Source organism: Streptomyces sp. NPDC017936, assembly GCF_044328485.1.
In the GTDB taxonomy this organism is placed as follows: Bacteria; Actinomycetota; Actinomycetes; order Streptomycetales; family Streptomycetaceae; genus Streptomyces.
Genome location: NZ_JBIRHK010000010.1, coordinates 275,151 through 299,686 on the forward strand (window position 1 = coordinate 275,151; position 24,536 = coordinate 299,686).

Genomic DNA, 24,536 nt, shown 5'->3' on the forward strand with positions numbered 1-24,536 from the left:
GCCCCCGGCGGTCGGCGCCGGAAACCCGTTTGTCCGCACCGGCGTTCGACCTCTACCGTCGGGGCCATCGACGTGTAGCTCAACAGCAGAGCACCGGGCTCGGGACCCGGAGGGCACGGGGGCGGCACCCGTCACGTCGGCTTATGAACCACGACGCTGACCAGCAGCACCTCGCAGAGGCGAACCCGGGCTACGCGTCCGGCCAACTGGCCAGGGCGCTCAGGACCGCCCGTACCCACCACGACCCCGACACCCGCGACCGCGCGCAGGAGAAGACCCGCACCTGGCGGGCCGTCCTCGCCGGCATGGCCGGCGGGCTGCTGTCGATCGGCTCCCGCACGCCGGTCGCCGGGCTGCCCGCCTGGGTGACCCCCGAGGTCGTCCGCGGCGGCTTCGCCACCGGTGAGGCGGCCGCCGGCGGCCCGCTGCTGCCGTACGAGACCGAGCTCGCGCGGCAGGCGGGGCTCCCGCAGGAGCGGCGGGCCCTGTTCGCGTACTGCCTGTCCGAGGACGGGCTGGGGCGGCTCGACGACCTGCTGGACAGCGGACGGTACGAGGTGACCGTCCCCGAGGAAGCCGCCCTGCTCACCGTGGCCTGGCTCGTCCGGGCCGGGGAGCCGGAGGCGGCCCTGGACCTCGTCGAGGAGCTCGCCCCGTTCGCGGACCGGCTGCGCTTCACGCCGCGGCCCGCCGGGCGTCGCGCGCCCGACGCCACCGCGGTGCACCGCCGCACCGTCGGCGACGCCCGGCACGACCTGGGCCGGCGCCGGCCCAGTGACGCCGTGGAGACGCAGCGGGAGGCGCTGGCCGTCTGGCAGCCGTTCGGCGACGAGCTGCTCGCGCACTGGCTGGAGACGGCCGGGGACGGGCAGGTGCTGACGCGTACGCCCGACGCCGGCTGGCACGCGCGGGGCGCGGAGCTGCTGCGCCGTTACCGCGCCCTCGCACGGGAACACACGTACTGCACCAAGCACCTCAACCCCAAGCAGAACCTGGCGATCCTGCGGGGCGCGCTGGAGGAGACCGTCGCGGGGCGTCCGCTGGACGCGCGCCGGCTCGGGCTGCTGCGGCACGCGGTCGCCTCCATGGTGCGGCGGCGCGGGCTGCCCGGCTCGCCCGGGCTGACGGCGCTGCGCCGGGAGCAGGCCGCCCAGGCGGCGCTGCCCTCCCACCACGCGCTGGCCCAGCTGGTGCTGCGCCGGCTCTCCGGGCTGCCGCTGGAGGAGGGGGTCCCCGAGGTCGCACCGCTGCTCGTCCCGGTGAGCGAGGAGGAGGCCCGGGAGACGGGACTGCCCGCGGGGACGGCGATCCCGCGCGCCGTGCGCCGGCCCGTCGAGGGCGCACTGAGCGCTCCCCTCGGCACGCTGGTCGAGCGGGGTGTCGTGCCGTCGGCGGAGGTGCTGGCCGAGCTGGTCCCGCAGCTCGTCGGCGCCACCACCGCGCAGGCCTACCCGGAGGGGCCGCTGCGCACCCTCGCCGCCGCCCACTACCGCGCCTTCCGCAACCGGCGCTCGCTGCTCCTGCTCCACCTGGAACGGCAGGTGCGGGTGGAGGAGCTGCCGTGGGTGAGGGCCGTGGCCCGGCGGCGCTCCGGCACCGAGGCGGGCGAGGTGTCCGCCCGCGCGCTGCGGCAGCTCGGCGAGCTGGCCGTGCAGGCGTTCCCCGGCACGATCCTGCCCAACCCGCTCGTCCGCGAGCTGTCCGTCCTCGCCCGCCAGGCCGACCTGGGCGCTCCCCTGGTCGAGGAGCTGGCCGCGGACATCTTCACGGGCGCGTTCACCCCGAAGTTCCTCGTCGCGGCCCGTGTCGCGGCGGAACTCCTCGGCGGCGGTTCGCTCTACGAGCGCTACTACGCCATCGACTACCGGGCCCTGCGCAACCTGGCGATCGCCGAGGCCGGCGAGGCACAGACCCGGACGATCCGGCCGCGGACCTCGCCCGCGTTCGCGAAGCTGTGCGCCGAACGGGCCGGGTCCGGCACGTCCCGCAGGGGGTGGGGCTTCGGCTCGGTGGCCGCGAACGGCACGGTGATCGAGCAGGCGCAGATCCTCACCACGCACAATCTGGCCACCCTGGTCCACCGGGTGGGCATCGCCCCGGCCACGGGCTGGGAGGACCTGGCCCGCCGCAGCTTCGGCACCGTCTGCCGCCTGACCGCCCGCGTCCAGGGCAACCCGCGTCCCCTGTCCACCATCAAGGACACGGCGTACGCCTGGCGCCAGATGCTGTTCCACCTGTCCCTGTGCACCCCGCGGGAGCAGACTCGCACCCTGTCCTGGTTCTCCGACGAGCTCGCCCGGCACCCCGCCCACGTCTCCGCCCGCCTCGCGCCCGCCCTCACCGGCCTCCACCAGGTCGCCGAGGGAGGCTCGGCGGAAGCCGGCACCGGCCGCCGGCTGCTGGGCTGGACCACCCGGGGTCACTGGATGCGGGAGACGACGGCACCGTCCCCGACCCGGTGAGGGGCATGTCCCTGGCGGGTCCTCTCGACCGGCCGGGTCGGGTGGTGGGCGGGCAAAGGCCCGGGGTCCGGGGGCGGAACCCCGGGGACGGGACGGGCAGGGGCGGCGGGGGCGAGAACACCCGAGCCGCAGCCCGGGCAGGGCTGCGGCCGCCGGGCCACCGGCTCCGGGGAGCCGCGCCCCCGTCGACGGACACGCGGCTCCTCCAGTGGACCTGGGGCCTCAGCCCCAGGTGATCAACTTCTTCGGCTGCTCCAGGATCGCCGCCACATCCGCCAGCACCTTGGAGCCCAGCTCCCCGTCGACCAGCCGGTGGTCGAAGCTCAACGCCAGCGTGGTGACCTGACGCGGCTTCACCTTCCCCTTGTGCACCCACGGCTGCGCCTTGATCGCCCCGACCGCGAGGATCGCGGACTCACCGGGGTTGAGGATCGGCGTGCCGGTGTCGACGCCGAAGACGCCGACGTTGGTGATGGTGACCGTGCCGCCCTGCATGGCCGCCGGGGACGTCTTCCCCTCGCGCGCGGTCGCCACCAGCTCACCGAGCGCCTCGGCGAGCTGCGGCAGCGTCTTGTCGTGGGCGTCCTTGATGTTCGGCACGATCAGACCGCGCGGGGTCGCGGCCGCGATGCCCAGGTTCACGTAGTGCTTGCGCACGATCTCCTGGTTGGCCTCGTCCCAGGACGCATTGACGTCCGGGTTGCGCTTGATGGCGACCAGCAGGGCCTTGGCGATCAGCAGGAGCGGGTTGACCCGCAGGCCCTGCATGTCCTTGTCCTGCTTGAGCTCCTCGACGAGCTTCAGCGTGCGCGTGACGTCGACCGTCACGAACTCCGTGACGTGCGGAGCCGTGAACGCCGAACCCACCATCGCCTGCGCGGTCGCCTTGCGCACGCCCTTGACGGGGACGCGCGTCTCGCGGGCCGTGTCGTAGGTGACGACCGGAGCCGGGACGGCGGCGGGGGCGGTGGCCGGTGCGAGGACGGGCGCGGCCTCCGGGACGGGCTGCGGTGCCGTCGGCCCGGCGGGCGCCGCGGCCGAGGCCGCCGCCGCGTGGACGTCCTCGCGCGTGATGACGCCGTCCGGACCGGACGGGACCACCGTCGCGAGGTCGACGCCCAGGTCCTTGGCCAGCTTGCGCACGGGCGGCTTGGCGAGCGGGCGGACCCGCTCCACGGCCTCGGGCGCGGCCTGGGCCGCCGTCCCGTGGCCGTTCAGCTCGGTCTGGACGGCCGCGGCGGCCGCGGTCTCCTGGGCCGGGGCCTCCGCGGACTTGCGCGGCCGGCGCTTGGTCGAGGAGGCGGCCACGCCGTACCCGACGAGGACCGGCCGGCGGCCGGACCCCTCCGCCTTGGGCTCGGCGGGCTCCTCGGCGGCCGGCGCCTGCGCCTCGGCGGGTGCCGGAGCCTGCGCCGGGGCGGGCGCGGCGCCGCCCGACACGTCCACCGTGATGATCGCCGTGCCCACGTCCACCGTGGTGCCCTCGGGGAAGCGCAGCTCGTGGACCACCCCGTCGTAGGGGATGGGCAGCTCGACGGCGGCCTTGGCCGTCTCGACCTCGCACACCACCTGTCCGTCGGTGACCGTGTCACCGGGCTGGACGTACCACTTGAGGATCTCGGCCTCGGTGAGCCCCTCGCCCACGTCGGGCATCTTGAACTCGCGTACGGACGCTTCCGTCATCGTCGTCACGACCCTCTCCTCAGTACGCCAGGGCACGGTCGACGGCGTCGAGCACCCGGTCCAGGCCCGGCAGGTACTCCTCCTCCAGGCGCGCCGGCGGGTACGGGGCGTGGTAGCCGCCGACCCGGAGCACCGGGGCCTCCAGGTGGTAGAAGCAGCGCTCGGTGATCCGGGCGGCGATCTCCGCGCCCGAGCCGAAGAACACCGGCGCCTCGTGGACGACGACCAGTCGGCGGGTCTTCTCCACGGAGGCCTGGATGGAGTCGAAGTCGAGCGGCGAGACCGAGCGCAGGTCCAGGACCTCCAGGTTCTTGCCCTCCTCGGCGGCCGCGGCGGCGACCTCCTGGCAGAGCTTCACCATCGGGCCGTAGGCGACGAGGGTCAGGTCGGTGCCCTCCCGGACGACCCGCGCCTTGTGCAGGGGGCCGGGGATGGCCTCGGTGTTGACCTCGCCCTTGTCCCAGTAGCGGCGCTTCGGCTCGAAGAAGATCACCGGGTCGTCGCTCTGGATGGCCTGCTGCATCATCCAGTAGGCGTCCCCGGCGTTCGACGGGGAGACGACCTTCAGGCCCGCCACGTGCGCGAAGAGCGACTCGGGGGACTCCGAGTGGTGCTCGACGGCGCCGATGCCACCGCCGTAGGGGATGCGCACGACGACGGGGAGCTTGACCTTGCCCAGGGAACGGGCGTGCATCTTCGCGAGCTGTGTGACGATCTGGTCGTACGCGGGGAAGACGAAGCCGTCGAACTGGATCTCCACGACGGGGCGGTAGCCGCGCAGGGCCAGGCCGATCGCGGTGCCCACGATGCCCGACTCGGCGAGCGGGGTGTCGATGACGCGGGCCTCGCCGAAGTCCTTCTGCAGTCCGTCCGTCACGCGGAACACGCCGCCGAGCTTGCCGACGTCCTCACCCATGACGACGACCTTGGGGTCGGACTCCAGGGCGTGGCGCAGCGACTCGTTGATCGCCTTCGCCAGGGCCATGTTCTTGCTGGTCGCACCGGCCATGTCAGTTACCCCCCTCACCCGCGGCGAAGCCGCTGTCGGACTCGGTCGCGAACGACGCCTGGTAGGCGGCGAACTGAGCCCGCTCCTCGTCGACGAGCGCGTGCCCGTCCGCGTACGCGTTCTCGAAGATGGCGAAGTGGTCCGGGTCCGGCATGGCACGGACCGCTTCGCGCACTCGCCTGCCCAACGCCTCGCTCTCGGCCTCGAGTTCCGCGAAGAATCCCTCGTCCGTGTGGTTCGAGGCCTCCAGGTACCGGCGCAGGCGCAGGATCGGGTCCTTCGCCTCCCAGGCGACGCGCTCGTCGTCGTGCCGGTAGCGGGTGGGGTCGTCGGAGGTGGTGTGGGCGCCCATGCGGTACGTGTACGCCTCGACGAGGGTGGGACCCTCGCCCCTGCGGGCCCGCTCCAGCGCCCACTTGGTGACGGCGAGGCAGGCCAGGACGTCGTTGCCGTCGACGCGCACGCCCGGGAAGCCGTAGCCCTGCGCGCGCTGGTAGAGCGGGACGCGGGTCTGCTTCTCGGTCGGCTCGGAGATCGCCCACTGGTTGTTCTGGCAGAAGAACACCACGGGCGCGTTGTAGACCGCGGAGAAGGTGAACGATTCGGCCACGTCGCCTTGGCTGGAGGCGCCGTCGCCGAAGTAGGCGATGACCGCCGAGTCCGCGCCGTCCTTGGCGACGCCCATCGCGTAGCCGGTGGCGTGCAGGGTCTGGGAGCCGATGACGATCGTGTAGAGGTGGAAGTTGTTGCCGTTGGGGTCCCAGCCGCCGTTGTTCACGCCGCGGAACATGCCCAGCAGGTTGGTCGGGTCGACCCCGCGGCACCAGGCGACGCCGTGCTCGCGGTAGGTCGGGAAGACGTAGTCGTCGTCGCGCAGGGCGCGGCCGGAGCCGATCTGGGCGGCCTCCTGGCCGAGCAGCGAGGCCCACAGGCCCAGCTCGCCCTGGCGCTGCAGCGAGGTGGCCTCGGCGTCGAAGCGACGGGTGAGCACCATGTCGCGGTACAGGCCGCGCAGCTCCTCGGGGGTGACGTCGGCGACGTACGGGTCGTACTCGGCGTCCTTCACGCGCTTGCCCTCGGGCGTCAGCAGCTGGACGAGCTGGGGCTCGCCGTCCCGCTTCGCGGCGGCGCGGGTGGAACGGGTGGTGCGGTTCGCGCCGGCGGTGCGCTGGGCACCGGTGGCCTTGGCCGCCGCGGCGCGGGTGGTGCCGGCCGTCGCCTCGGTGCCGGTGGCGCCGGCCTTGCTTCCGGCGCTGCGTCGCGGCTTGCGCGCGGCAGTGCTCTCCACGGTCACGTGTGCTCCTCCGTCGGTCCGGCCCCCGGGGTTGCCGGGAACCAGTGCGGCTCACCTGTTTCCGACACCCGTGCACAGGGTGGGTGTCACTCGGCCGGAACAGGCGTGACAGGTGCCCCGGCGAGCGCCCTGCAGGATGCACGTTACCCAGTGCGCCACATTTCTGTGAAACCCCACCTGACCTGCGTTTTTGCTTGGATTTCCAAGTAAATCGGCAAAGCCGGGAAGGCGCCTGGTCACAGCCTTGCAGGAGGCCGGAGCAACGGCACGTTATCCCGCTGACCCAGCTCACGGGAAGAGTTCGCGGGCGAGTCCCTGCGTGTCCCCGCAGAAGGACATATCGCGGCATTTCCGCCGGACGGCCGCGGCCGGGCGGCGGGGCCCGGAACGGAAAGCGGTGTCCTCCGGCCCCGCCGCCGGAGCGGGCCGGCCGCCGCGCCGTGGACGGCCGTGACGTCGCGCGGGACCGCTTCGCGCCCGACCCCCATCACAAGCCGACCGCAGTGGACCGCTTGTGACATCCGGTGACAGGGTGTGACAACGCCCAGCTCACAGCGTTCTTCCGTGCCCTAGCATCGGCGCGTGCCGCGCTCCTGTGTACCCCCCCTCGTGCCCCACGCGCCCCCTCTGGGCGCCCTGCTCCGCCACTACGCCGCCGGGTCGGCCCTCGCCTGCGAACCCGTCGACCAGGGGCTGCTGAACCGCGGCTACCGGCTGCGCACCACCCGCGGCCGCTACTTCCTCAAGCACCACTTCGATCCGGACACCGCCGACCCGGCCTCGATCGTCCGCCAGCACCGGGCCACCCAGCGCCTGGCCGACCTGGGCGTCCCGGTGGCGCCCCCGCTGCCCGGCCGGGACGGCCGCACGGTGGCCGTCGTCGGCGGCCACGCCTACGCCCTGCATCCCTGGGTGGACGGCCGCCACCGCCACGGCGCCCAGCTCACCCCCGCCGAGTGCGCCCGGCTGGGGGCGCTGCTGGGGGTCGTGCACGCGAGCCTGGAGCGCGTGATGCCCGCGCACGCCCGGGCGCGGGCCACCCGGGCCGAGAGTCCCGCCCCCGCCGACACCTTCGCCCTGATCGACGACCTCCTCGCACGCGTGCGCCGCCACCGCCCCGCCGACTCCTTCGACGAACTGGCCCGCCACCGGCTCCTGGAACGGCGCACCCTGCTGGAGCGGCACGCGGACCGGCGCCCGCCGGGCAGCGGCCCGGTCGGCTGGGTCCACGGGGACTTCCACCCCTTCAACCTGCTCTACCGCGGCGACGCCCCGGCCGCCATCGTCGACTGGGACCGGCTCGGCGTGCAGCCCCGCGCGGAGGAGGCCGTGCGCGCCGCCGCCATCTTCTTCGTCCGGCCCGACGGCGCCCTCGACCTGCCCAGGGCGCGGCCGTACGCGCGCGCGTACCGGCGCACGGCCGGGGCCACGCCCTCGGAACTGTCGGCGGCCGTGCACCGCGTCTGGTGGGAGCGGCTGAACGACTTCTGGATGCTGCGCTGGCACTACGAGCGCGGCGACACCCGCGCCGACCCCCAGTTCCCGGCGGCCTCCGCCCTCGCGGTGTGGTGGACCCGGCGGTACGACGCGGTGTGCGACGCGTTCACGGACTGAGGCCGCCGCGCGGGGCCCGGCCGGCGCCCGGGCGGACCGGGAGAACGACCACGCGCGCGGGGAGCCCCGTCGGGGCTCCCCGCGCGCGTGCGGGAATCGAGGTGCCGGCGACCGTCAGCCGAGGGTTCCGAGGCTGGTTCCGCCCTGTTCCGTGGCGCCGTTCGCGTTGCCCTGCGTCGTGCCGCCCTCGTCGCCGCTGCCGCCGTCCGCGGTGCCGGGATCGCTCGACTGAGGGGCGCTGGGCTCCTCCGAGGGCTGCGTCTCGGTCGGCTGGTCCGACGGTTCCTCGGACGGCTCGCTGCTGTAGCTGGGGGACTGCTGGTACGTCGGCGTCTCCTCAGGGCTCCAGTTGCCCCCGGAGTCCCAGCCGGTGCTGCCGTCCGAGGTGTCCTCCGTGGACTCGTCGGTCGGCTCGTCGCTCGGAGAGGCGCTGGCCTGGTCGTCCGTCGCCGACGGCGTGGCGCTCGGCGACTGCGTGGTCTTCGACCCTCCGCCGCCCGAGCCGCCGCTGTTCAGGGCGAGCGCGACACCCGCGGCGATGGCGATCACCGCGAGGACGGCGAGCACCCACAGCTTGCCGCGGCCGTTGCCCTTGTTGCCGTGCCCCTCGAAGCCGCCGTCGTCGCCGCCTCCGTAGCCCGAGGGCAGGATCGGCTGCGGGATCTGCGAGGTGCTGGAGCCGTCGGCGCCGTGCGGCAGCACCGTGGTGCTCGCCAGGCCCGCCGCGGCGGCGGCGCCGGCCGGCGCGTCGACCGGCCCGGTGTTCCAGGTGCCGGTGTGGCCGCCCTGGTCGTACAGCATCTGGAGGGCGTACTGGACCAGGCCGCGCATCTCCTCCGCGGTCTGGAAACGGTCGTCGGGCTCCTTGGCGAGGGACCGCATGACCAGGCCGTCGAGTTCCGGCGGGCACGCCCCGTCCGAGGTCCGCGACGGCGGCACGGGGATGTCCTGGACGTGCTGGTAGACCACCGAGAGGGGGGTCTCGCCGGTGAACGGCGGACGCAGCGCGAGCAGTTCGTACAGCAGGCAGCCCGTCGCGTACAGGTCGGAGCGGTGGTCGACGGCCTTGCCGAGGGCCTGCTCCGGCGACAGGTACTGCGGGGTGCCCATGACCATGCCGGTCTGCGTCATCGTCGTCGACGCGCCGTGCAGGGCGCGGGCGATGCCGAAGTCCATCACCTTGACGGCGCCGTTGTGCGTGATGATGACGTTCGCCGGCTTGATGTCGCGGTGCACGATGCCGTGCTGGTGCGAGTAGGCCAGCGCCTCCAGCACCCCGGAGACGATGATCAGCGCCTGTTCGGGGCCCGGCGCCTCCGCGTTGAGCAGCAGGTCGCGGATCGTGCGCCCCTCGACCAGCTCCATGACGATGTACGGAACGCTCTGGCCGCCGACGACGTCCTCGCCGGAGTCGTACACGGCGACGATCGCGTGGTGGTTGAGGCCGGCCACCGACTGCGCCTCGCGCGTGAAACGGGCCTTGGACACCGGGTCCTCGGCGAGGTCGGCGCGCAACAGCTTGACGGCGACGGTGCGTCCGAGGCGCACGTCCTCGGCGGCGAACACCTCCGCCATGCCGCCCCGGCCGAGTCTGCCGGTCAGCCGGTACCGGCCGTCCCCGACGAGTCCGCCGTTGCCCCACGTCTCCGGCGCGTCCGACATACCGCCGCCAGTCGCCTCGGGGTCGGACGGGCCCGGAGCGCGCTGCTGCTGTGCCATCAGTCCTCGCCGTCGTTTCTGCCCGCGGTGCGCGCGGTGTTGTCACGGTCTCCGTCGGTCACGCTACAGCCTCCGCGCAAGCCGCCGGACCGGGACGAGCGCGGGTACCGGTCCGAGACGGATCGGCCATGAAACCTGTACTCCGTACCTGCGTGCAAATTCTGTGTACCGGGCGTAGGCCCGCTGTAACGCTTCCGCGACGCTTCTTTCGCGTACGGTCACGGAACGGGCACCGAGCTTGACGTGTCAGTGCCCTGGGGCAGACTTGGCCGGGAATAGCACTTTCGATCAATGGCGAGCCACAGCACGAGACAGGCGCCTGAGGCCTTACGGGGGACGCAGAAGATGAGCCAGGACGGCGCACAGGGCCGGTTCGCGGGGCGGGCACTCGCCGGCGGCCGCTATCAGCTGCGCGACTTGCTCGGCGAGGGCGGCATGGCCTCGGTCCACCTCGCCTACGACTCGGTGCTCGACCGCCAGGTCGCGGTCAAGACCCTGCACACCGAACTCGGCCGCGAGCAGGCCTTCCGCGAGCGCTTCCGCCGCGAGGCCCAGTCCGTGGCGAAGCTCACGCACACCAACATCGTCTCCGTCTTCGACACCGGCGAGGACGACGTCGACGGGATGACGACGCCGTACATCGTCATGGAGTACGTCGAGGGCCGCCCGCTCGGCTCGGTGCTCGACGAGGACGTACGGCAGCAGGGCGCGATGCCCGCCGACAAGGCTCTGAAGATCACCGCGGACGTGCTGGCGGCGCTGGAGATCAGCCACGAGATGGGGCTGGTCCACCGCGACATCAAGCCCGGCAACGTGATGATGACCAAGCGCGGCGTCGTCAAGGTGATGGACTTCGGCATCGCGCGGGCGATGCAGTCCGGCGTCACCTCGATGACGCAGACCGGCATGGTCGTCGGCACCCCGCAGTACCTCTCGCCGGAACAGGCCCTGGGCCGCGGCGTGGACGCCCGCTCCGACCTGTACTCGGTCGGCATCATGCTGTTCCAGTTGGTCACCGGGCGGCTGCCGTTCGAGGCGGACTCGCCGCTGGCGATCGCGTACGCGCACGTGCAGGAGGAGCCGGTGGCTCCGTCCTCCGTCAACCGCGCGCTGCCCCCGGCCGTGGACGCGCTCGTCGCCCGCGCGCTGAAGAAGAACCCGAACGAGCGCTTCCCCACCGCCGTCGCCATGCGTGACGAGTGCCTGCGGGTCGCGGCCTCCTTCCAGGCCGCCCCGCCGAGCATCGTCCCCGGCGCCCAGACGTCGAGCGGCGCGGGCGTCGGCTCCGCGGTGTTCCCGCCGGTCGGCCAGGGCACCCCGGCCCCCCAGGGCAACGTGCAGACGCCGTACCAGCCGACGCCGACCCCGAACAACCCGTACGGCACCCCGGCGCCCTCGACGCCCGCCCCGTCGTACGGCTACCCGCAGCAGGGCGGCTACCAGACGCCCGCTCCGGCGTACGGCCACCAGCAGGGTCCGCACACCCCGCCCTCGTACAACCTCACCCCGCAGTCCGCGACGACCGTGTCCTCGGGCGGCGGCAGGAGCAACAAGCCGGTGATCATCGGCTCGACGGTCGTCGCCGTCGTGGCCGTCGGCGCCCTCCTCGGGACGCTCCTGTCGAACGGCGGCGGCGAGGACGACAAGGGCGGCGGGGGCTCCAGCCCCACCGCGACGGCGACGAAGGCGGCCGGCTACCGCGGCCCGGACACGTCCAAGACGATCGACTCCGCCGAGTGCTCCGAGCCACAGGAGTCGTACAACGACCCGGACAAGATCCGGGTGCCGGACTTCAAGTTCAAGTACATCAAGTCGGTCAAGGAGTGCTTCCAGGCCGCCGGCTGGTCGATCAAGATCAAGGACTACGACGAGAACACGTACGGCGAGGGCGCGGTCATGGACCAGTTCCCGTCCGCCGGCACGGACGTCGACCCCGAGGACATGCCCGAGATCGAGCTGAGCGTGTCCACCGGCAACCCGCCGTCCTGACCCACCGGCACACGAAGGGCCCGGCGTCGGTCGCCGGGCCCTTCACCGCCGGATGCCGGCACACGCCGGGTCCTTCACCGCCGTGGCCGGGGCCGCTACGGCCCGTCGGCCGACGGCCGTTCGCCTAGAGGTACGGTCCGCCCGTGCGGCCGCCCGCGCGCGGGTCGTCGGCGCCCTCGTGGCCGCCCACGCCCGGCGGCAGCGCTCGGCGCATCTGCTCCAACTGGGCGCGCGCCGCCATCTGCTGGGCGAACAACGTGGTCTGGATGCCGTGGAAGAGGCCCTCCAGCCAGCCGACCAGCTGGGCCTGAGCGATGCGCAGTTCGGCGTCGCTGGGAGTCGACTCCTCGTTGAACGGCAGGGAGAGCCGCTCCAACTCCTCGACGAGCTCCGGCGCCAGGCCGTCCTCCAACTCCTTGACCGAGCTCGCGTGGATCTCCTTGAGCCGGGCCCGGCTCGCCTCGTCCAGCGGAGCCGCGCGCACCTCCTCCAGCAACTGCTTGATCATGCTGCCGATCCGCATGACCTTCGCGGGCTGCTCGACCTGTTCCGTCACCGGGGTCTCACGGGAGTCCTCGTCTGCGTCGATGCCGCCGAGTGCCATGCCGTCCTGGCCTACGACCAGGATCTTCTGGGCGTTCTCCGGCGACCTTTCGTTCCTCGGCATCTCCATGCCGCCATTCTCTCGCACCCCTGTACCTCACCATCGCGGCGCCCCCCGGTGAGGGTGATCCACCGTTTCCGTTCGGCGTAGTCCGCAATGCGGCAGATCGTCCGCTGTATGACGCTTGTGGCTACTTCTTTTCTGTCGGGTTGCACACCGGGAGGGGGTCACGTGTCGTGACTCCATGGCGGCGGGGGATGTACGGGCTGGGGGTGGGCCTCCTGCTGACGGCTGTCACGCTGCCGCCGGCGTACGCGTGCGCGTCGTCGTGCGCGGGCGTCCCGGCGTCCGCGGGCGTCCCGGCGTCCGCGGGCGTTCCGGCGTCCGCGGGCGTTTTGACACACAGCGGTGGCCCGTCGCGTGGCGGTGGTCCGACACACAGGGGTGGTCCGACACGCGGCGGTGGTCCGACGCACAGTGACGGGCCGACACATGGCGGTGGACCGACACGCAGCAGCGGACCGACACGCGGCAGTGGTCCGACACGCCGCGACGTCGTGTCGTCCGCCCCTGCCCCGTCGTACGCCCCCCTGTCGGCGTCCGTCTCCGCCTCCGCGTCCCCGGCCGGCCCCGACCGTGCCGGGAGCCGGGCCGGGGAGGGACGGGCCCGGCCGGGGCGGAGCGCCGAGGCCGGCGACGAGGAGGACGAGGAGGACTCCGCCGAGCCCGAGGCCGAGGAACCGGCCGCGGATCCCACCGACGCGGCCACCGGCGCGACGGAACCGCCCGGTGAGTCCGGGCACGCCCCCTCCGCGTCGCCGGGGTCCGTCACCGCCGAGGAGCAGCCCGTCGGCCGCGTGCTGCGGATCCTGCCCCTCGGCAGCGGTCTGATCCTCATCGGCCTCGGACTCGGTCTCGCCTTCCTCGGCCTGCGGCTGCGCCGCGGATAGGACGGGGTGCCGGGCCGGGTCCCTCACGGCGGACGCGTGACGGCGGCTCCTCGGCGGTGGGGCCTCAGGACGTGGTCAGCAGCACCTTTCCGACATGGCCGCTCTCCTCGAGGACCCGGTGGGCGGCGGCCGCGTCGCTCATCGGGAGCTCCCGGTCGACGACGGGACGGACGTGCCCGGCGACCAGCAGCGGCCAGACGTGCTCGCGCACGGCCGCGACGATCGCCGCCTTCTCGTCGAGGGGGCGGGCCCGCAGCGAGGTCGCGCTGATCGCCGCCCGCTTGCTCAGGAGCGCGCCGATGTTCAGCTCGCCCTTCACGCCGCCCTGCATGCCGATGATCGCGAGGCGGCCGTTGACGGCGAGGCTCTGGACGTTGCGGTCCAGGTACTTCGCCCCCATGTTGTCGAGGATGACGTCCGCTCCGGCGCCGTCCGTGGCCTGCCTGATCTCGGCCACGAAGTCCTGCTCGCGGTAGTTGATCAGGACGTCCGCGCCCAGCTCGGCGCAGCGCTGCAGCTTCTCCTCGGTGCCGGCCGTGACCGCGACCCGGGCGCCGACGGCCTTGGCCAGCTGGATCGCCATCGTGCCGATGCCGCTGGAGCCGCCGTGCACGAGCAGTGTCTCCCCGGGGCGCAGGTGGGCGACCATGAAGACGTTCGACCAGACCGTGCAGGTCACCTCGGGCAGCGCCGCGGCCTGCTTGAGGTCGGTGCCCTCGGGCACGGGCAGCAGTTGCCCGGCCGGGACGGCGACCTTCTGCGCGTAGCCGCCGCCCGCGAGCAGTGCGCACACCTCGTCGCCGACGGCCCAGTCGGAGACGCCGGGGCCGAGCGCGGTCACCCGGCCGGAGCACTCCAGACCGGGGTAGGGCGACGCGCCCGGCGGGGGGTTGTAGAAGCCCTGCCGCTGCAGGACGTCGGCACGGTTGACGGCACTGGCCACCACCTCGACCAGGACCTCGCCCTCGCCGGGTACGGGATCGGGGACCTCGTCCCACACCAGCGCCTCGGGACCACCAGGTTCGGGAATCGTGATCGCATGCATGGAGGGGACGCTACCCCTGTGGCCCCGGACGCGAGCTCTGCGCCTCGGACCCGCGCCGCCTCCCCCTCCGCTCCCGGCCCGAGCCGCCTCCGCCCCCGGCCGGTCCCGTCGGCCCGGGCGGCCGTCCGCGGGGAGATCCCGGTGCGCGGGACCGATGAGTTCGGGCGCCGGTGAGGGTCTCCCCCTGCGTCACCCGAATGCGTGGAAGGACTTCCCACCATGAGCCAGCACACCACCGGCCTGGCCATCGAGACGGCGGGCCTGGTGAAGACGTTCGGCGGGACCACGGCCGTCGACGGCGTGGACCTCGCCGTGCCGGTCGGCTCGGTCTACGGTGTCCTCGGACCCAACGGCGCCGGCAAGACCACCACCGTCAAGATGCTCGCCACCCTCCTGCGACCCGACGGCGGGGAGGCCCACGTCTTCGGCCACGACGTCGTCCGCGAGGCCGACGAGGTGCGCAGCCGGGTCAGCCTCACCGGCCAGTACGCGTCGGTGGACGAGGACCTCACCGGCGCCGAGAACCTGGTGCTGCTCGGCCGGCTCCTCGGGCACGGCAAAAAGGCCGCTCGGGAGCGCTCGGCACGGCTGCTGGAGGCGTTCGGGCTCACCGACGCGGCCGCGAAGCAGGTCAAGCACTACTCGGGCGGCATGCGGCGCCGCATCGACATCGCCGCGTCCATCCTCAACACGCCCGACCTGCTCTTCCTCGACGAGCCGACCACCGGCCTCGATCCGCGCAGCCGCAACCACGTGTGGGACATCGTGCGGGCGGTGGTCGCGCAGGGCACCACCGTGCTCCTCACCACGCAGTACCTGGACGAGGCCGACCAGCTGGCCTCCCGGATCGCCGTCATCGACCGCGGCAAGGTGATCGCCGAAGGCACGAAGGGCGAGCTGAAGGCGTCCGTGGGCGCCGGCTCCGTCCACCTGCGGCTGCGGGAGGCCGCGCAGCGGTCCGAGGCGGCGGACGTGCTGCGGCGGGTGCTGGAGGCCGCTGTGCAGCCCGAGCCGGACCCGGTGGCCCTGACCGCCCGGCTGTCCGCCACGACGGGCGACACGGCCGCCGGGCAGGCCGCACGGGCCCTCACCGAGCTGTCCCGGGCGGGGATCACCGTCGACAACTTCTCGCTGGGCCAGCCCAGCCTGGACGAGGTGTTCCTCGCCCTGACCGGACACGGCACCCACGACACGACCGACAACGCACAGAACGAGGTGACGGCATGAGCACCGTGACGACCGACGGCCCCCAGGAACTCGCCCCGGTCAGCGTCGACTCCCTCGCCGCGCTGCTCGTCGCCGAGGAGCGGCCGCCACGGCCGAGCGCCTGGTCGGCCTCCCTCACCTTCGGCTGGCGGGCCATCCTCAAGATCAAGCACGTGCCGGAGCAGCTCTTCGACGTCACCGCGTTCCCGATCATGATGGTGCTGATGTACACGTACCTCTTCGGCGGCGCCCTGGCGGGGTCCCCGGAGGAGTACATCCAGTTCCTGCTGCCGGGCATCCTGGTGATGTCGGTCGTGATGATCACGATGTACACGGGTGTCTCGGTGAACACGGACATCGAGAAGGGCGTGTTCGACCGCTTCCGCTCCCTGCCCGTCTGGCGGCCGTCGACGATGGTCGGCTACCTCCTGGGCGACGCCCTGCGCTACGCCATCGCCTCCGTCGTGATGCTCACCGTCGGCATGGTCCTCGGCTACCGCCCGGACGGCGGGGTCGGCGGGGTCGTCACCGGGATCGCCCTGCTGATCGTCTTCGCGTTCGCGTTCTCGTGGATCTGGACGATGTTCGGACTGCTGCTGCGCACCGAGAAGTCGGTGATGGGCGTCAGCATGATGGTGATCTTCCCGCTGACCTTCCTGTCCAACGTGTTCGTCGACCCGAAGACGATGCCCGGCTGGCTCCAGGCGTTCGTCGACAACAGCCCGGTCACCCATCTGTCGTCGGCCGTGCGCGGGTTGATGGCCGGCGACTGGCCGACAGCCGAGATCACCTGGTCGCTGGGGTGGGCCGGTCTGTTCGTGCTCGTCTTCGGGCCGATCACGATGCGGCTGTACAACCGCAAGTAGGGCCCGCTCACGCGCGGGGTACCGCCGGCGACTCCGGCGGCACCCGCACGATGGTGATCAGACGGTCCGTCAGCTCCAGCACCCCGACGGCAGGGTCGTCGTAGGCGAGCACCCGGTGGCCGCGTACGACGCTCACCACCAGGTCGTCCGTCTCACGCGGGGCGCGTCCCGACTCGGCCTTGGTGACCGGGCGTTCGACGAGGTCCAGGCCGCTCCCCTGGTGCATGAGGTCCTCCATCACCCGGCCGGCCGAGGGGCTGAGCACGGACAGGCCGAGGAGCCGTCCGGCGGCTCCGGCGCTGGTGATGACCTCGTCGGCGCCGGACTGCTTCAGCAGCGGCGCGTTCTCCTCCTCGCGTGCCGCGGCCACGATCTTCGCCCGGGGATTGAGCTGGCGGGCGGTGAGGACGACGAGGACGGCGGTGTCGTCGCGTTCCGTCGCGATGATGATCTTTCCCGCCCGCTGCACCTCCGCCCGCCGCAGCACATCACTGCGCGTCGCGTCGCCGACCACGCCCTCGTAGCCCTCGGCGGTCGCCGCGGCGACCGTCTTCGCCCCGGGATCGACCACGACGACCTGTTCCTTCCGCAGCCCCGAGGCGCAGGCGGTCCGGATGGCGGACCGTCCCTTCGTGCCGAAGCCGACGACGACGGTGTGGTCGCGCAAGGGGACCTCCGGGATGCTGGGCGAAACTTCGGTGTGGGCGGGTGTTGCATGCTGACGGGCACGGACCCGCCAGGAACCATGGTGCCCGCCGACGAGATCACCACCACAGGGGGGCACGCGATGCGAGAACAAGAACCACAGACCACCGGGGCGGGACGGCTCTCCCTTCTCCGGTCGCTCTGGAACCGCTCGCGCGCCGAGGCCCGTGACGACGCCGAGGCGGGCCGGTCCATCACGATGCCGCTGCAGAGCGGTCTGCCTCCGCTGAAGCAGGTGCTGCGGCGGCTCGCCCTCGCGCTGCTCGTGCTGGCCGTCACCACACTGATCGTCTACGCCGACCACTCCGGCTACAAGGACAGCTCCGACGGTTCCGTCGACTTCCTCGACGCCGCCTACTACGCCACCGTCACCCTCTCCACCACGGGCTACGGCGACATCACCCCCGTCAGTGACGCCGCCAGGCTCGTCAACATCCTCGTCATCACCCCGCTGCGGGTGCTGTTCCTGATCATCCTGGTCGGCACGACGCTCGAGGTCCTCACCGAGCGCACCCGCCACCAGGTCCGCATCCACCGGTGGCGCTCCCGCACCCGTGACCACGTCGTGGTCGTCGGCTACGGGACCAAGGGCCGCCACGCCGTGGCGACGCTGGTCGGGCAGGGCATCTCCAAGGAGCGGATCGTCGTGGTGGACGCCCAGCGCAAGGCGGCGCTGGCGGCGGGAGACGACGGGCTCGTGTCGGTGACCGGGGACGCCACCCGCTCCGAGACGCTCCTCAAGGCGGAGGTCCAGCACGCGGCCCGGGTGATCGTCGCCCCGCAACGCGACGACACCGCCGCCCTGGTCACCCTCACCGCTCGCCAGATGAACCGGCGCGCCACGATCGTCGCCGCCGCCCGGGAGGACGAGAACGTGCCCCTGCTCAAGCAGAGCGGCGCGGACACCGTGGTCACCAGCTCCAGTTCGGCGGGACGGCTCCTCGGGGTCTCCATGGTCAGTCCGACCGTCGCCAGGACCCTCGAGGACCTGATGACTCTCGGCAGCGGCCTGGACCTCGTAGAACGCCCGCTCACCCCGCAGGAGGCGGGCAAGTCGCCGCGCGACTGCGCCGACCTGGTCGTGGCCGTCGTCCGGGGCAGGAACCTCCTGGACTTCACGGATCCCCGGCTCACCCATCTCCAGGCCGGAGACCGCCTGATCACGGTGAGGCGGGCGACGGTCGCCCCTCAGGTGTGACCCGGATGGCCGATGCCCGGCCACCCGGACGTTTCACGTGAAACGGTCCTGGATGGCGCCTTGAGGGTGTTTCACGTGAAACACCCTCATGCGGCTTCGTCTCCGCATGCGGCACATGCATCGTCTTTCCGGTGTTTCACGTGAAACAGGCACCGATTCCTGCCGCAGCCCACGGCAGGTCCAGCAGCTCTGCTTCCTCACCGGCCCGTGTCCCGCCCGGCGGTACGACGGCGAGGGCATCGGCCGCCGCGACGCCCCGCAGCATCGCCGGGCCGTTGTAGTGCAGCGGCACGGCATGGTCGCCCCGCAGCACCACCGGAACGAGCCGGGTGTCGTGCGGGTGGCCATGAGCCGCCTCCCGCAGCGGCAGCGTGTACGGCTCGGACGCCGGACGGGCGGCGAGCGTCCGCAGCAGGGGCTCGGCGAGCGTCAGCAGACCGGAGACCGCCGCGAGGGGGTTGCCGGGCAGTCCGACCAGGTACTGGTCCGCGTCGAGGCGCGCCAGCAGCATGGGATGACCGGGGCGGACCTGGACACCGTCGACGAGCAGCTCGGCGCCGATGCGGCGCAGGGTCGGGTGGACATGGTCCACAGGGCCCGCGGCCGTGCCGCCGGTGGTGACGATCAGATCGGCGGCGGACCTGGTGAGGGCCCGGTGCAGGGCTTTCGCGTCGTCGCCCAGCCTGCGCAGTGCCACCACCTCGGCGCCCAGTGCGCGCAGCCACGGCGGCAGCATCGGGCCGAGCGCGTCCCGGATGAGGCCGTCGTGCGGGCGGCCCTCGGTGAGCAGTTCGTCCCCCAGGACGAGCACCTCCACCCGGGGACGGGGGACGGCGGCCAGCGTGTCGTACCCGGCGGCCGCGGCGAGCCCCAGGACGGCCGGGGTCACCACCGCTCCGGTGGGCAGCAACTGGTCACCGCTCCGGCACTCCTGGCCGCGCGGGCGGATGTCCTGGCCGTGCTGCACCTCGCGGGTGGGGTGCAGCCGGCCCTTCTCGTCGGTGCGGCCGTGCTCGCTGCGCAGCACCGCCGTGGTGCCCGGCGGGATCCGGGCGCCGGTGGCGATGCGGACGGCCTCCCCGTCGGCGAGGGGTGCGGGTTCGGCGTGTCCGGCGAGGACGCCCTCGTCCCGTACGCCCCAGGGGCCGGGCCCGGCGACCGCCCAGCCGTCCATCGCCGAGGTGTCGAAGGAGGGCAGGTCCGTGAGGGCGGTGAGGGGGGCGGCCAGGGCGAGACCGAGGGCGTCACCGAGGGTGACGGAGACGGGGCCTCGCCGGGCGGCGAGCGCGCGACCCGCCCGGCTGGCGATCACACGGGCCTCGGCCCAGGGGGTGGCACGGTGGTGGGCCCCCTGGCCGTGGCCTGCGCCGCGTCCCTCGCCGGGTGCGGCCGTCGGCGTGTGCGCCGGGCCGTGCCCCGCGGCCGGGCGCCCGGAGTGGTTGCCGTCCTTCACGAGAGCGAGCACCTCCTCGACGTCGAGGTCCTCGGCGTCCTGGCCGCCCCGGATGCCGGGGGCGGTCATCCGGCGTCCGGGCGGGTGTCCGGTGTGGCGTCGGGGGCCACGTCCGACCGGCCCTCGCTTGACTCGTCGGCCCAGCTCAACGCCAGGGCCGTGGCCTTGCGGGCCGCTTCGGCGACGGCTTCGGGCCCGCCCTGGGCCCGCGCCGCCGCGTAGCCGACCAGGAAGGTGGTCAGCGGGGCCGCGGGCCGGGCCACCTGGTGGGCGGCGTCGCGGGCGAGGTCGAGGAGGACGCCGGTGTCGACGTCGAGGTCGATGCCCAGCTCGTCCTTGACTGCGGTGATCCATTCATCCAACACGTGGCCATGCTCCCTGATTCGTGCCCTGGCGGTGGCGATGTCGTCCCAGGTGTCGCAGTCGAACGACGCGACGGGATCCAGGACGCGGGTGAGACCGAGCCCGGCGGTCAGCCGGCGCAGGGGAAGGCCGGTGAGACCGCCCCGCTCCTCGCCGAGCGCCGTCAGCTCGCGGTGCAGGGCGGCCGTGCGGTAGGCGGCGACGAGCGGCTGGTCGCGTCCGTCGGCGTCGCTGAGCAGCACGCCCTCGGTGCCCTCCTCGCCCAGGGTCGCCAGCAGCCGCCGTACGGTGTCCGCCGCGAGGAAGGGCAGGTCGGCGGAGAGGACGACGACGCGGTCGGCGGTGGTGTGGCGCAGTCCGGCGCCGAGAGCGGCGACGGGACCCGCGCCGGGCGGATCCTCTCGGGCCCAGTGCACGGGTCGGACGGTCGGCCGGGGGTCGGCGACGACGACGGTCGTGCGCGCGTCGGCACAGGCGGTCAGCACACGGTCGAGCAGGGCGCGTCCGCCCACCCGTACACCGGGTTTGTCGGCGCCGCCGAGGCGGCGGGCGCCGCCCCCGGCGAGCACGACGGCGTCGTACGCGCCGGCGGCCCGGCCCGACGCGCGGTCGGGGGCCGGGCCGCCGGCACGGGCGCCGAGGGGCGCGTTCGAGGTCACCCCCCGAGTATGCGCGGCACCCCGATCACAGGGAACGCCGGAGGGGTCCGGGCGGCGGGGTGCCGCAGGGGTGTCACGGCGCGCGCCAGGTCGCGTGCGCAGGTGTCACAGCGTGCGCAGCAGCACCGCCGGCTGTTCCACGCAGTCGGCCACGTAGCGCAGGAAGCCGCCCGCCGTGCCGCCGTCGCACACCCGGTGGTCGAAGGTGAGCGAGAGCTGCACCACCTGACGCACCGCCAGCTCGCCCTCGTGGACCCAGGGCTTGGGCACGATGCGGCCGACGCCGAGCATGGCCGCCTCGGGGTGGTTGATGATCGGCGTGGAACCGTCGACGCCGAACACGCCGTAGTTGTTCAGCGTGAAGGTGCCGCCGGTCAGCTCGCCCGGGGTGAGGGTGCCGGTCCGGGCCGCCTCGGTGAGGCGGGCGAACTCCGCGGTGAGGCCCTCGGCGTCCCGCGCCTGCGCGTCGCGGACGACGGGTACGACCAGCCCCCGCTCGGTCTGCGCGGCGAAGCCGAGGTGGACCTGGTCGAACTGGACGACCTCCCTCGCCTCCTGGTCCACCGTGGAGTTGAGCTCCGGGAAGCGGACCAGGGCCGCGGTGCAGATGCGGGCCAGCAGCGCCAGGAGGGAGATCTTCGGCCCGCCCGCCGCGTTCATGGCCGTCCGGGCACGCATCAGTTCCGTCGCGTCGGCGTCCACCCAGCAGGTCGCGTCGGGGATCTCGCGACGGCTGCGGGAGAGCTTGTCGGCGACCGTTCCGCGGATTCCCCTCAACGGGATGCGGGTGCCCCCGGGAACGGGCGCCGGGTGCGCCTGCGGCGCGGGAGACGGGGGCGCCGGGCGTCCCCGCGCGGCGGCGGCCCGCAGCGCGTACTCCACGTCGGCCCGCAGGATCAGGCCGTCGGGTCCGGAGCCGGTCAGCTCCCTCAGGTCGAGGCCGTTCTCCCGGGCGAGCCGGCGGACGAGGGGGGAGATCACCGGCACCGGGCCGTCCAGCAGGGCCGTGGCCTCGCCGGCGCCGGCGGTCCGCCCGTCGGCCGCCGCGGGAACGGGGGGCTCCGGCCGCACGGGCTCGCGCGGCGCCGGTGAGGCCGACGGCGCGGGCCGGGCCGGCCGCACCCGGCGGCGCCGCGCGGGCGCCTCCGAGGTGCCGTATCCGACCAGGACGTTGCCCGATCCGCCGCCCTCCGCGTCGTCGGCGGAGGCCGGCGCGCCGACCGCGACCGTCAGCAGCGGGGCGCCGACGGGCAGCTCCGTGCCCTCCTCGCCGAACCGGGCGGTGACCACCCCGCCGTAGGGGCAGGGCACCTCGACCATCGCCTTGGCCGTCTCGACCTCGACGACCGGCTGGTCGACGGCGACGACGTCGCCGACCTGGACCAGCCAGCGCACGATCTCCGCCTCGGTGAGCCCCTCCCCGAGGTCGGGCAGCTTGAACTCCAGCACCTGTGCCATCAGCTCTCGGCCTCCCACTGCAGACGCGCCACGGCGTCCAGGATGCGGTCGACGCCGGGCAGGTGGTGACGTTCCAGCATCGGCGGCGGGTAGGGGATGTCGAATCCGGCCACACGCAGCACCGGTGCCTCCAGGTGGTGGAAGCAGCGCTCCGTGACGCGGGCCGCAATCTCCCCGCCCGGACCTCCGAAGGAGCCCGATTCGTGCACGACGACCGCACGGCCGGTCCGCCGCACCGAGGCGCAGACCGTCTCGTCGTCGAACGGCACCAGGGAACGCAGGTCGACGACTTCGAGGTCCCAGCCCTCGGCCCGCGCCGCCTCGGCGGCTTCGAGGCAGACCGGCACCGACGGACCGTACGTGATGAGCGTGGCGCTCCGGCCCGGGCGCCGCACCACCGCGCGGCCGATGGGCTCGACGGTCCGCGGGTCCTCCGGGTTCCACGCGTCCTTGGACCAGTACAGGCGCTTGGGTTCCAGGAAGACGACCGGGTCGTCGGAGGCGACGGCGGCGCGCAGCAGCCCGTAGGCGTCGGCGACGGTGGCGGGCGTGACGACATGGAGCCCCGGAGTCGCCATGTAGTACGCCTCGGAGGAGTCGCTGTGGTGCTCGACGCCGCCGATGCCGCCGCCGTAGGGCACACGGACGGTGATCGGCAGCGGCATGCGGCCCCGGGTGCGGTTGCGCATGCGGGCGACATGGCTGATGAGCTGCTCGAACGCCGGGTAGGCGAAGGCGTCGAACTGCATCTCCACGACCGGTCGCAGGCCGTACATGGCCATGCCGACGGCGGTGCCGAGGATGCCCGCCTCGGCGAGCGGGGTGTCCGTGCAGCGGTCCTCGCCGAACTCCTCGGCGAGTCCGTCGGTGACCCGGAAGACGCCGCCGAGGGTGCCGACGTCCTCGCCCAGGACGTGCACGGACGGGTCGTCGGCCATCGCGTCGCGCAGCGCGCGCGTGAGGGCCTGCGCCATGGTGGCAGGCTTGACGGCGACGGTGGTCATCAGTGCGTCCCTTCCTGTTCCGCGTCGAGCTCCGCGCGCAGCAGGGCGCGCTGCTCGCGCAGTTGGGAGGTGGGCTCCGCGTACACGTGGTCGAACAGGTCCATGGGGTCGAGCGACGCGTCCTGGTTCATCCGGGCGCGCAGGTCGGCGGCCATGGTCTCGGCGGCGTCGCGCGCGGCCTGCCTCGCCTCGTCGTCGAGCAGCCCGCGCGCGGTCAGCTCACGCTCCAGCAGCAGGATCGGGTCGTGCTCACGCCAGGTCTCGACCTCTGCGTCGCCGCGGTAGCGGGTCGCGTCGTCGGCGTTGGTGTGGGCGTCGATGCGGTAGGTGAGCGCCTCGACGAGCGTCGGCCCGCCACCCGCGCGGGCGTGCCGTACGGCGTCGCCCAGCACCTCGTGCACGGCGGCCGCGTCGTTGCCGTCGACCAGCCGGCCCGGCATGCCGTACCCGACGGCCTTGTGGGCCAGGGAGGGGGCGGCGGTCTGCTTGGCGAGCGGGACGGAGATCGCGAAGCCGTTGTTCTGGACGAGGAAGACGACCGGCGCCTGCCAGACGGCGGCGAAGTTCAGCGCCTCGTGGAAGTCGCCCTCGCTGGTGCCGCCGTCGCCGACCATGGCGAGCGCGACCACGTCGTCGCCCTTGAGGCGGGCGGCGTGGGCGAGGCCCACGGCGTGCGGGAGCTGGGTGGCGAGCGGCGTGCACAGGGGCGCCACGCGGTGCTCGTGGGGGTCGTAGCCGGTGTGCCAGTCACCGCGCAGCAGGGTGAGGGCCTCGACGGGGTCCACGCCGCGGGCGACGGCCGCGAGGGTGTCCCGGTAGCTGGGGAAGAGCCAGTCCCGCTCCTCGAGGACGAGCGCGGCGGCGATCTCGCAGGCCTCCTGGCCGGTGCTGGAGGGGTAGACGGCGAGGCGGCCCTGCTTGGTCAGGGCGGTGGCCTGCGCGTTGTACCGGCGGCCGAGCACGAGCTGGGCGTAGAGCCGGCGCAGCAGCTCCGGGTCGGCCTGCGCGGCCGCTTCGGTGCCGAGGACGCGGTGGGGCTCGGCGTCGGGCAGCAGCGGCGCGGGGTCGGTTCGGGGCTGCCAGGCGGGCGGCGGCGTTGGCCGGTACGCGCCCCGCTGCTCCATGACCGTCATGACGGCACCTCCTCGTGGGAGTGGCTACGGGAGGCGTGTCGGCTGTGACCCGCCTCACCTACCGATTGTTCGGTCGCCGGCACATTTTGGCTACATGCGCCCTCAGGCTGTGGACAAACGGT

General features: G+C 73.4%; 18 protein-coding genes, 1 tRNA gene and 1 pseudogene. 8 read left to right on the forward strand and 12 right to left on the reverse strand.

Annotation, left to right across the window (positions count from 1 at the left end; genetic code table 11):
* Nucleotides 1-68 precede the first annotated feature (68 nt).
* A tRNA-Pro gene (locus ACH4F6_RS22630) sits at nucleotides 69-140 on the forward strand.
* A gap of 3 nt (nucleotides 141-143) precedes the next feature.
* Complete coding sequence (locus tag ACH4F6_RS22635) at nucleotides 144-2,462, forward strand: hypothetical protein (RefSeq protein WP_397962109.1); 2,319 nt, start codon at nucleotides 144-146, stop codon at nucleotides 2,460-2,462.
* Nucleotides 2,463-2,684: 222 nt separating this feature from the next.
* Here ACH4F6_RS22635 and ACH4F6_RS22640 read toward each other — a convergent pair whose 3' ends face one another.
* The 3 genes from ACH4F6_RS22640 to pdhA (ACH4F6_RS22650) are packed head-to-tail and all read right to left on the reverse strand — an operon-like array spanning nucleotide 2,685 to nucleotide 6,448.
* Nucleotides 2,685-4,154 (reverse strand): dihydrolipoamide acetyltransferase family protein, encoded by a 1,470-nt coding sequence (locus ACH4F6_RS22640; protein ID WP_397962110.1) that lies wholly within the window; start codon nucleotides 4,152-4,154, stop codon nucleotides 2,685-2,687.
* A gap of 10 nt (nucleotides 4,155-4,164) precedes the next feature.
* Nucleotides 4,165-5,154, reverse strand: coding sequence for an alpha-ketoacid dehydrogenase subunit beta (locus ACH4F6_RS22645; protein ID WP_397962111.1), 990 nt, complete (start codon nucleotides 5,152-5,154; stop codon nucleotides 4,165-4,167).
* A 1-nt stretch (nucleotide 5,155) separates the two neighbouring features.
* Nucleotides 5,156-6,448 (reverse strand): pyruvate dehydrogenase (acetyl-transferring) E1 component subunit alpha, encoded by a 1,293-nt coding sequence (pdhA, locus tag ACH4F6_RS22650; RefSeq protein WP_397962112.1) that lies wholly within the window; start codon nucleotides 6,446-6,448, stop codon nucleotides 5,156-5,158.
* A 609-nt stretch (nucleotides 6,449-7,057) separates the two neighbouring features.
* Here pdhA (ACH4F6_RS22650) and ACH4F6_RS22655 point away from each other — a divergent pair.
* Nucleotides 7,058-8,062: a phosphotransferase gene (locus ACH4F6_RS22655; RefSeq protein WP_397962153.1), complete on the forward strand. Its 1,005-nt coding sequence runs from the start codon at nucleotides 7,058-7,060 to the stop codon at nucleotides 8,060-8,062.
* Between the two features lie 114 nt (nucleotides 8,063-8,176).
* Here the strand turns inward: ACH4F6_RS22655 and ACH4F6_RS22660 are convergent, their stop codons facing one another.
* Nucleotides 8,177-9,781, reverse strand: a complete 1,605-nt coding sequence (locus ACH4F6_RS22660) for a protein kinase (protein WP_397962113.1) — start codon at nucleotides 9,779-9,781, stop codon at nucleotides 8,177-8,179.
* A 345-nt stretch (nucleotides 9,782-10,126) separates the two neighbouring features.
* Here ACH4F6_RS22660 and ACH4F6_RS22665 point away from each other — a divergent pair, with 345 nt between their 5' ends.
* On the forward strand, nucleotides 10,127-11,770 hold the full coding sequence (locus ACH4F6_RS22665; protein ID WP_397962114.1) for a protein kinase: 1,644 nt from the start codon (nucleotides 10,127-10,129) through the stop codon (nucleotides 11,768-11,770).
* Nucleotides 11,771-11,894: 124 nt separating this feature from the next.
* Here ACH4F6_RS22665 and ACH4F6_RS22670 read toward each other — a convergent pair whose 3' ends face one another.
* The gene (locus ACH4F6_RS22670; RefSeq protein ID WP_397962115.1) at nucleotides 11,895-12,443 is read right to left on the reverse strand and encodes a bacterial proteasome activator family protein; all 549 of its coding nucleotides are present in this window, start codon (nucleotides 12,441-12,443) and stop codon (nucleotides 11,895-11,897) included.
* A gap of 488 nt (nucleotides 12,444-12,931) precedes the next feature.
* On the opposite strand from ACH4F6_RS22670, the gene ACH4F6_RS22675 reads away from it, so the two are divergent.
* Nucleotides 12,932-13,324 (forward strand): hypothetical protein, encoded by a 393-nt coding sequence (locus ACH4F6_RS22675; protein ID WP_397962116.1) that lies wholly within the window; start codon nucleotides 12,932-12,934, stop codon nucleotides 13,322-13,324.
* Nucleotides 13,325-13,388: 64 nt separating this feature from the next.
* Here ACH4F6_RS22675 and ACH4F6_RS22680 read toward each other — a convergent pair whose 3' ends face one another.
* Complete coding sequence (locus ACH4F6_RS22680; protein ID WP_397962117.1) at nucleotides 13,389-14,369, reverse strand: NAD(P)H-quinone oxidoreductase; 981 nt, start codon at nucleotides 14,367-14,369, stop codon at nucleotides 13,389-13,391.
* 219 nt (nucleotides 14,370-14,588) lie between these two features.
* On the opposite strand from ACH4F6_RS22680, the gene ACH4F6_RS22685 reads away from it, so the two are divergent.
* Complete coding sequence (locus tag ACH4F6_RS22685) at nucleotides 14,589-15,596, forward strand: ATP-binding cassette domain-containing protein (RefSeq protein WP_397962118.1); 1,008 nt, start codon at nucleotides 14,589-14,591, stop codon at nucleotides 15,594-15,596.
* Nucleotides 15,593-16,441 carry an ABC transporter permease gene (locus ACH4F6_RS22690; protein WP_397962119.1) on the forward strand — a complete coding sequence of 283 codons (849 nt, stop codon included), beginning with the start codon at nucleotides 15,593-15,595 and terminating at the stop codon, nucleotides 16,439-16,441. The genes ACH4F6_RS22685 and ACH4F6_RS22690 overlap by 4 nt, the downstream gene beginning before the upstream one ends.
* 7 nt (nucleotides 16,442-16,448) lie before the next feature.
* Here ACH4F6_RS22690 and ACH4F6_RS22695 read toward each other — a convergent pair.
* A pseudogene (locus tag ACH4F6_RS22695) lies at nucleotides 16,449-17,108 on the reverse strand (potassium channel family protein); the annotation flags it as partial.
* 120 nt (nucleotides 17,109-17,228) lie between these two features.
* Here ACH4F6_RS22695 and ACH4F6_RS22700 point away from each other — a divergent pair.
* Complete coding sequence (locus ACH4F6_RS22700; RefSeq protein WP_397962155.1) at nucleotides 17,229-18,344, forward strand: potassium channel family protein; 1,116 nt, start codon at nucleotides 17,229-17,231, stop codon at nucleotides 18,342-18,344.
* 136 nt (nucleotides 18,345-18,480) lie between these two features.
* Here ACH4F6_RS22700 and ACH4F6_RS22705 read toward each other — a convergent pair whose 3' ends face one another.
* The 5 genes from ACH4F6_RS22705 to pdhA (ACH4F6_RS22725) form a co-directional block, all read right to left on the reverse strand.
* Nucleotides 18,481-19,866, reverse strand: a complete 1,386-nt coding sequence (locus ACH4F6_RS22705) for a molybdopterin molybdotransferase MoeA (protein ID WP_397962120.1) — start codon at nucleotides 19,864-19,866, stop codon at nucleotides 18,481-18,483.
* On the reverse strand, nucleotides 19,863-20,819 hold the full coding sequence (locus ACH4F6_RS22710; protein ID WP_397962121.1) for an NTP transferase domain-containing protein: 957 nt from the start codon (nucleotides 20,817-20,819) through the stop codon (nucleotides 19,863-19,865). Before ACH4F6_RS22710 ends, ACH4F6_RS22705 begins: the two co-directional genes overlap by 4 nt.
* 105 nt (nucleotides 20,820-20,924) lie before the next feature.
* Nucleotides 20,925-22,277: a dihydrolipoamide acetyltransferase family protein gene (locus tag ACH4F6_RS22715; protein ID WP_397962122.1), complete on the reverse strand. Its 1,353-nt coding sequence runs from the start codon at nucleotides 22,275-22,277 to the stop codon at nucleotides 20,925-20,927.
* A complete protein-coding gene (locus ACH4F6_RS22720; RefSeq protein ID WP_397962123.1) occupies nucleotides 22,277-23,281 on the reverse strand; it encodes an alpha-ketoacid dehydrogenase subunit beta in 1,005 nt (334 codons plus the stop codon). The genes ACH4F6_RS22715 and ACH4F6_RS22720 overlap by 1 nt, the downstream gene beginning before the upstream one ends.
* Nucleotides 23,281-24,414, reverse strand: coding sequence for a pyruvate dehydrogenase (acetyl-transferring) E1 component subunit alpha (pdhA, locus tag ACH4F6_RS22725; RefSeq protein WP_397962124.1), 1,134 nt, complete (start codon nucleotides 24,412-24,414; stop codon nucleotides 23,281-23,283). Before pdhA (ACH4F6_RS22725) ends, ACH4F6_RS22720 begins: the two co-directional genes overlap by 1 nt.
* Nucleotides 24,415-24,536: the final 122 nt, after the last annotated feature.

What these genes read in the sequence shown, in the direction of transcription:
- ACH4F6_RS22635 (WP_397962109.1), top strand. Translation starts at nt 144, where the DNA reads ATGAACCACGACGCTGACCAGCAGCACCTCGCAGAGGCGAACCCGGGC.
- ACH4F6_RS22645 (WP_397962111.1), bottom strand. Translation starts at nt 5,154, where the DNA reads ATGGCCGGTGCGACCAGCAAGAACATGGCCCTGGCGAAGGCGATCAAC.
- ACH4F6_RS22660 (WP_397962113.1), bottom strand. Translation starts at nt 9,781, where the DNA reads ATGGCACAGCAGCAGCGCGCTCCGGGCCCGTCCGACCCCGAGGCGACT.
- ACH4F6_RS22665 (WP_397962114.1), top strand. Translation starts at nt 10,127, where the DNA reads ATGAGCCAGGACGGCGCACAGGGCCGGTTCGCGGGGCGGGCACTCGCC.
- ACH4F6_RS22670 (WP_397962115.1), bottom strand. Translation starts at nt 12,443, where the DNA reads ATGGAGATGCCGAGGAACGAAAGGTCGCCGGAGAACGCCCAGAAGATC.
- ACH4F6_RS22680 (WP_397962117.1), bottom strand. Translation starts at nt 14,369, where the DNA reads ATGCATGCGATCACGATTCCCGAACCTGGTGGTCCCGAGGCGCTGGTG.
- ACH4F6_RS22685 (WP_397962118.1), top strand. Translation starts at nt 14,589, where the DNA reads ATGAGCCAGCACACCACCGGCCTGGCCATCGAGACGGCGGGCCTGGTG.
- ACH4F6_RS22690 (WP_397962119.1), top strand. Translation starts at nt 15,593, where the DNA reads ATGAGCACCGTGACGACCGACGGCCCCCAGGAACTCGCCCCGGTCAGC.
- ACH4F6_RS22700 (WP_397962155.1), top strand. Translation starts at nt 17,229, where the DNA reads ATGCGAGAACAAGAACCACAGACCACCGGGGCGGGACGGCTCTCCCTT.
- ACH4F6_RS22705 (WP_397962120.1), bottom strand. Translation starts at nt 19,866, where the DNA reads ATGACCGCCCCCGGCATCCGGGGCGGCCAGGACGCCGAGGACCTCGAC.
- ACH4F6_RS22715 (WP_397962122.1), bottom strand. Translation starts at nt 22,277, where the DNA reads ATGGCACAGGTGCTGGAGTTCAAGCTGCCCGACCTCGGGGAGGGGCTC.
- ACH4F6_RS22720 (WP_397962123.1), bottom strand. Translation starts at nt 23,281, where the DNA reads ATGACCACCGTCGCCGTCAAGCCTGCCACCATGGCGCAGGCCCTCACG.
- pdhA (WP_397962124.1), bottom strand. Translation starts at nt 24,414, where the DNA reads ATGACGGTCATGGAGCAGCGGGGCGCGTACCGGCCAACGCCGCCGCCC.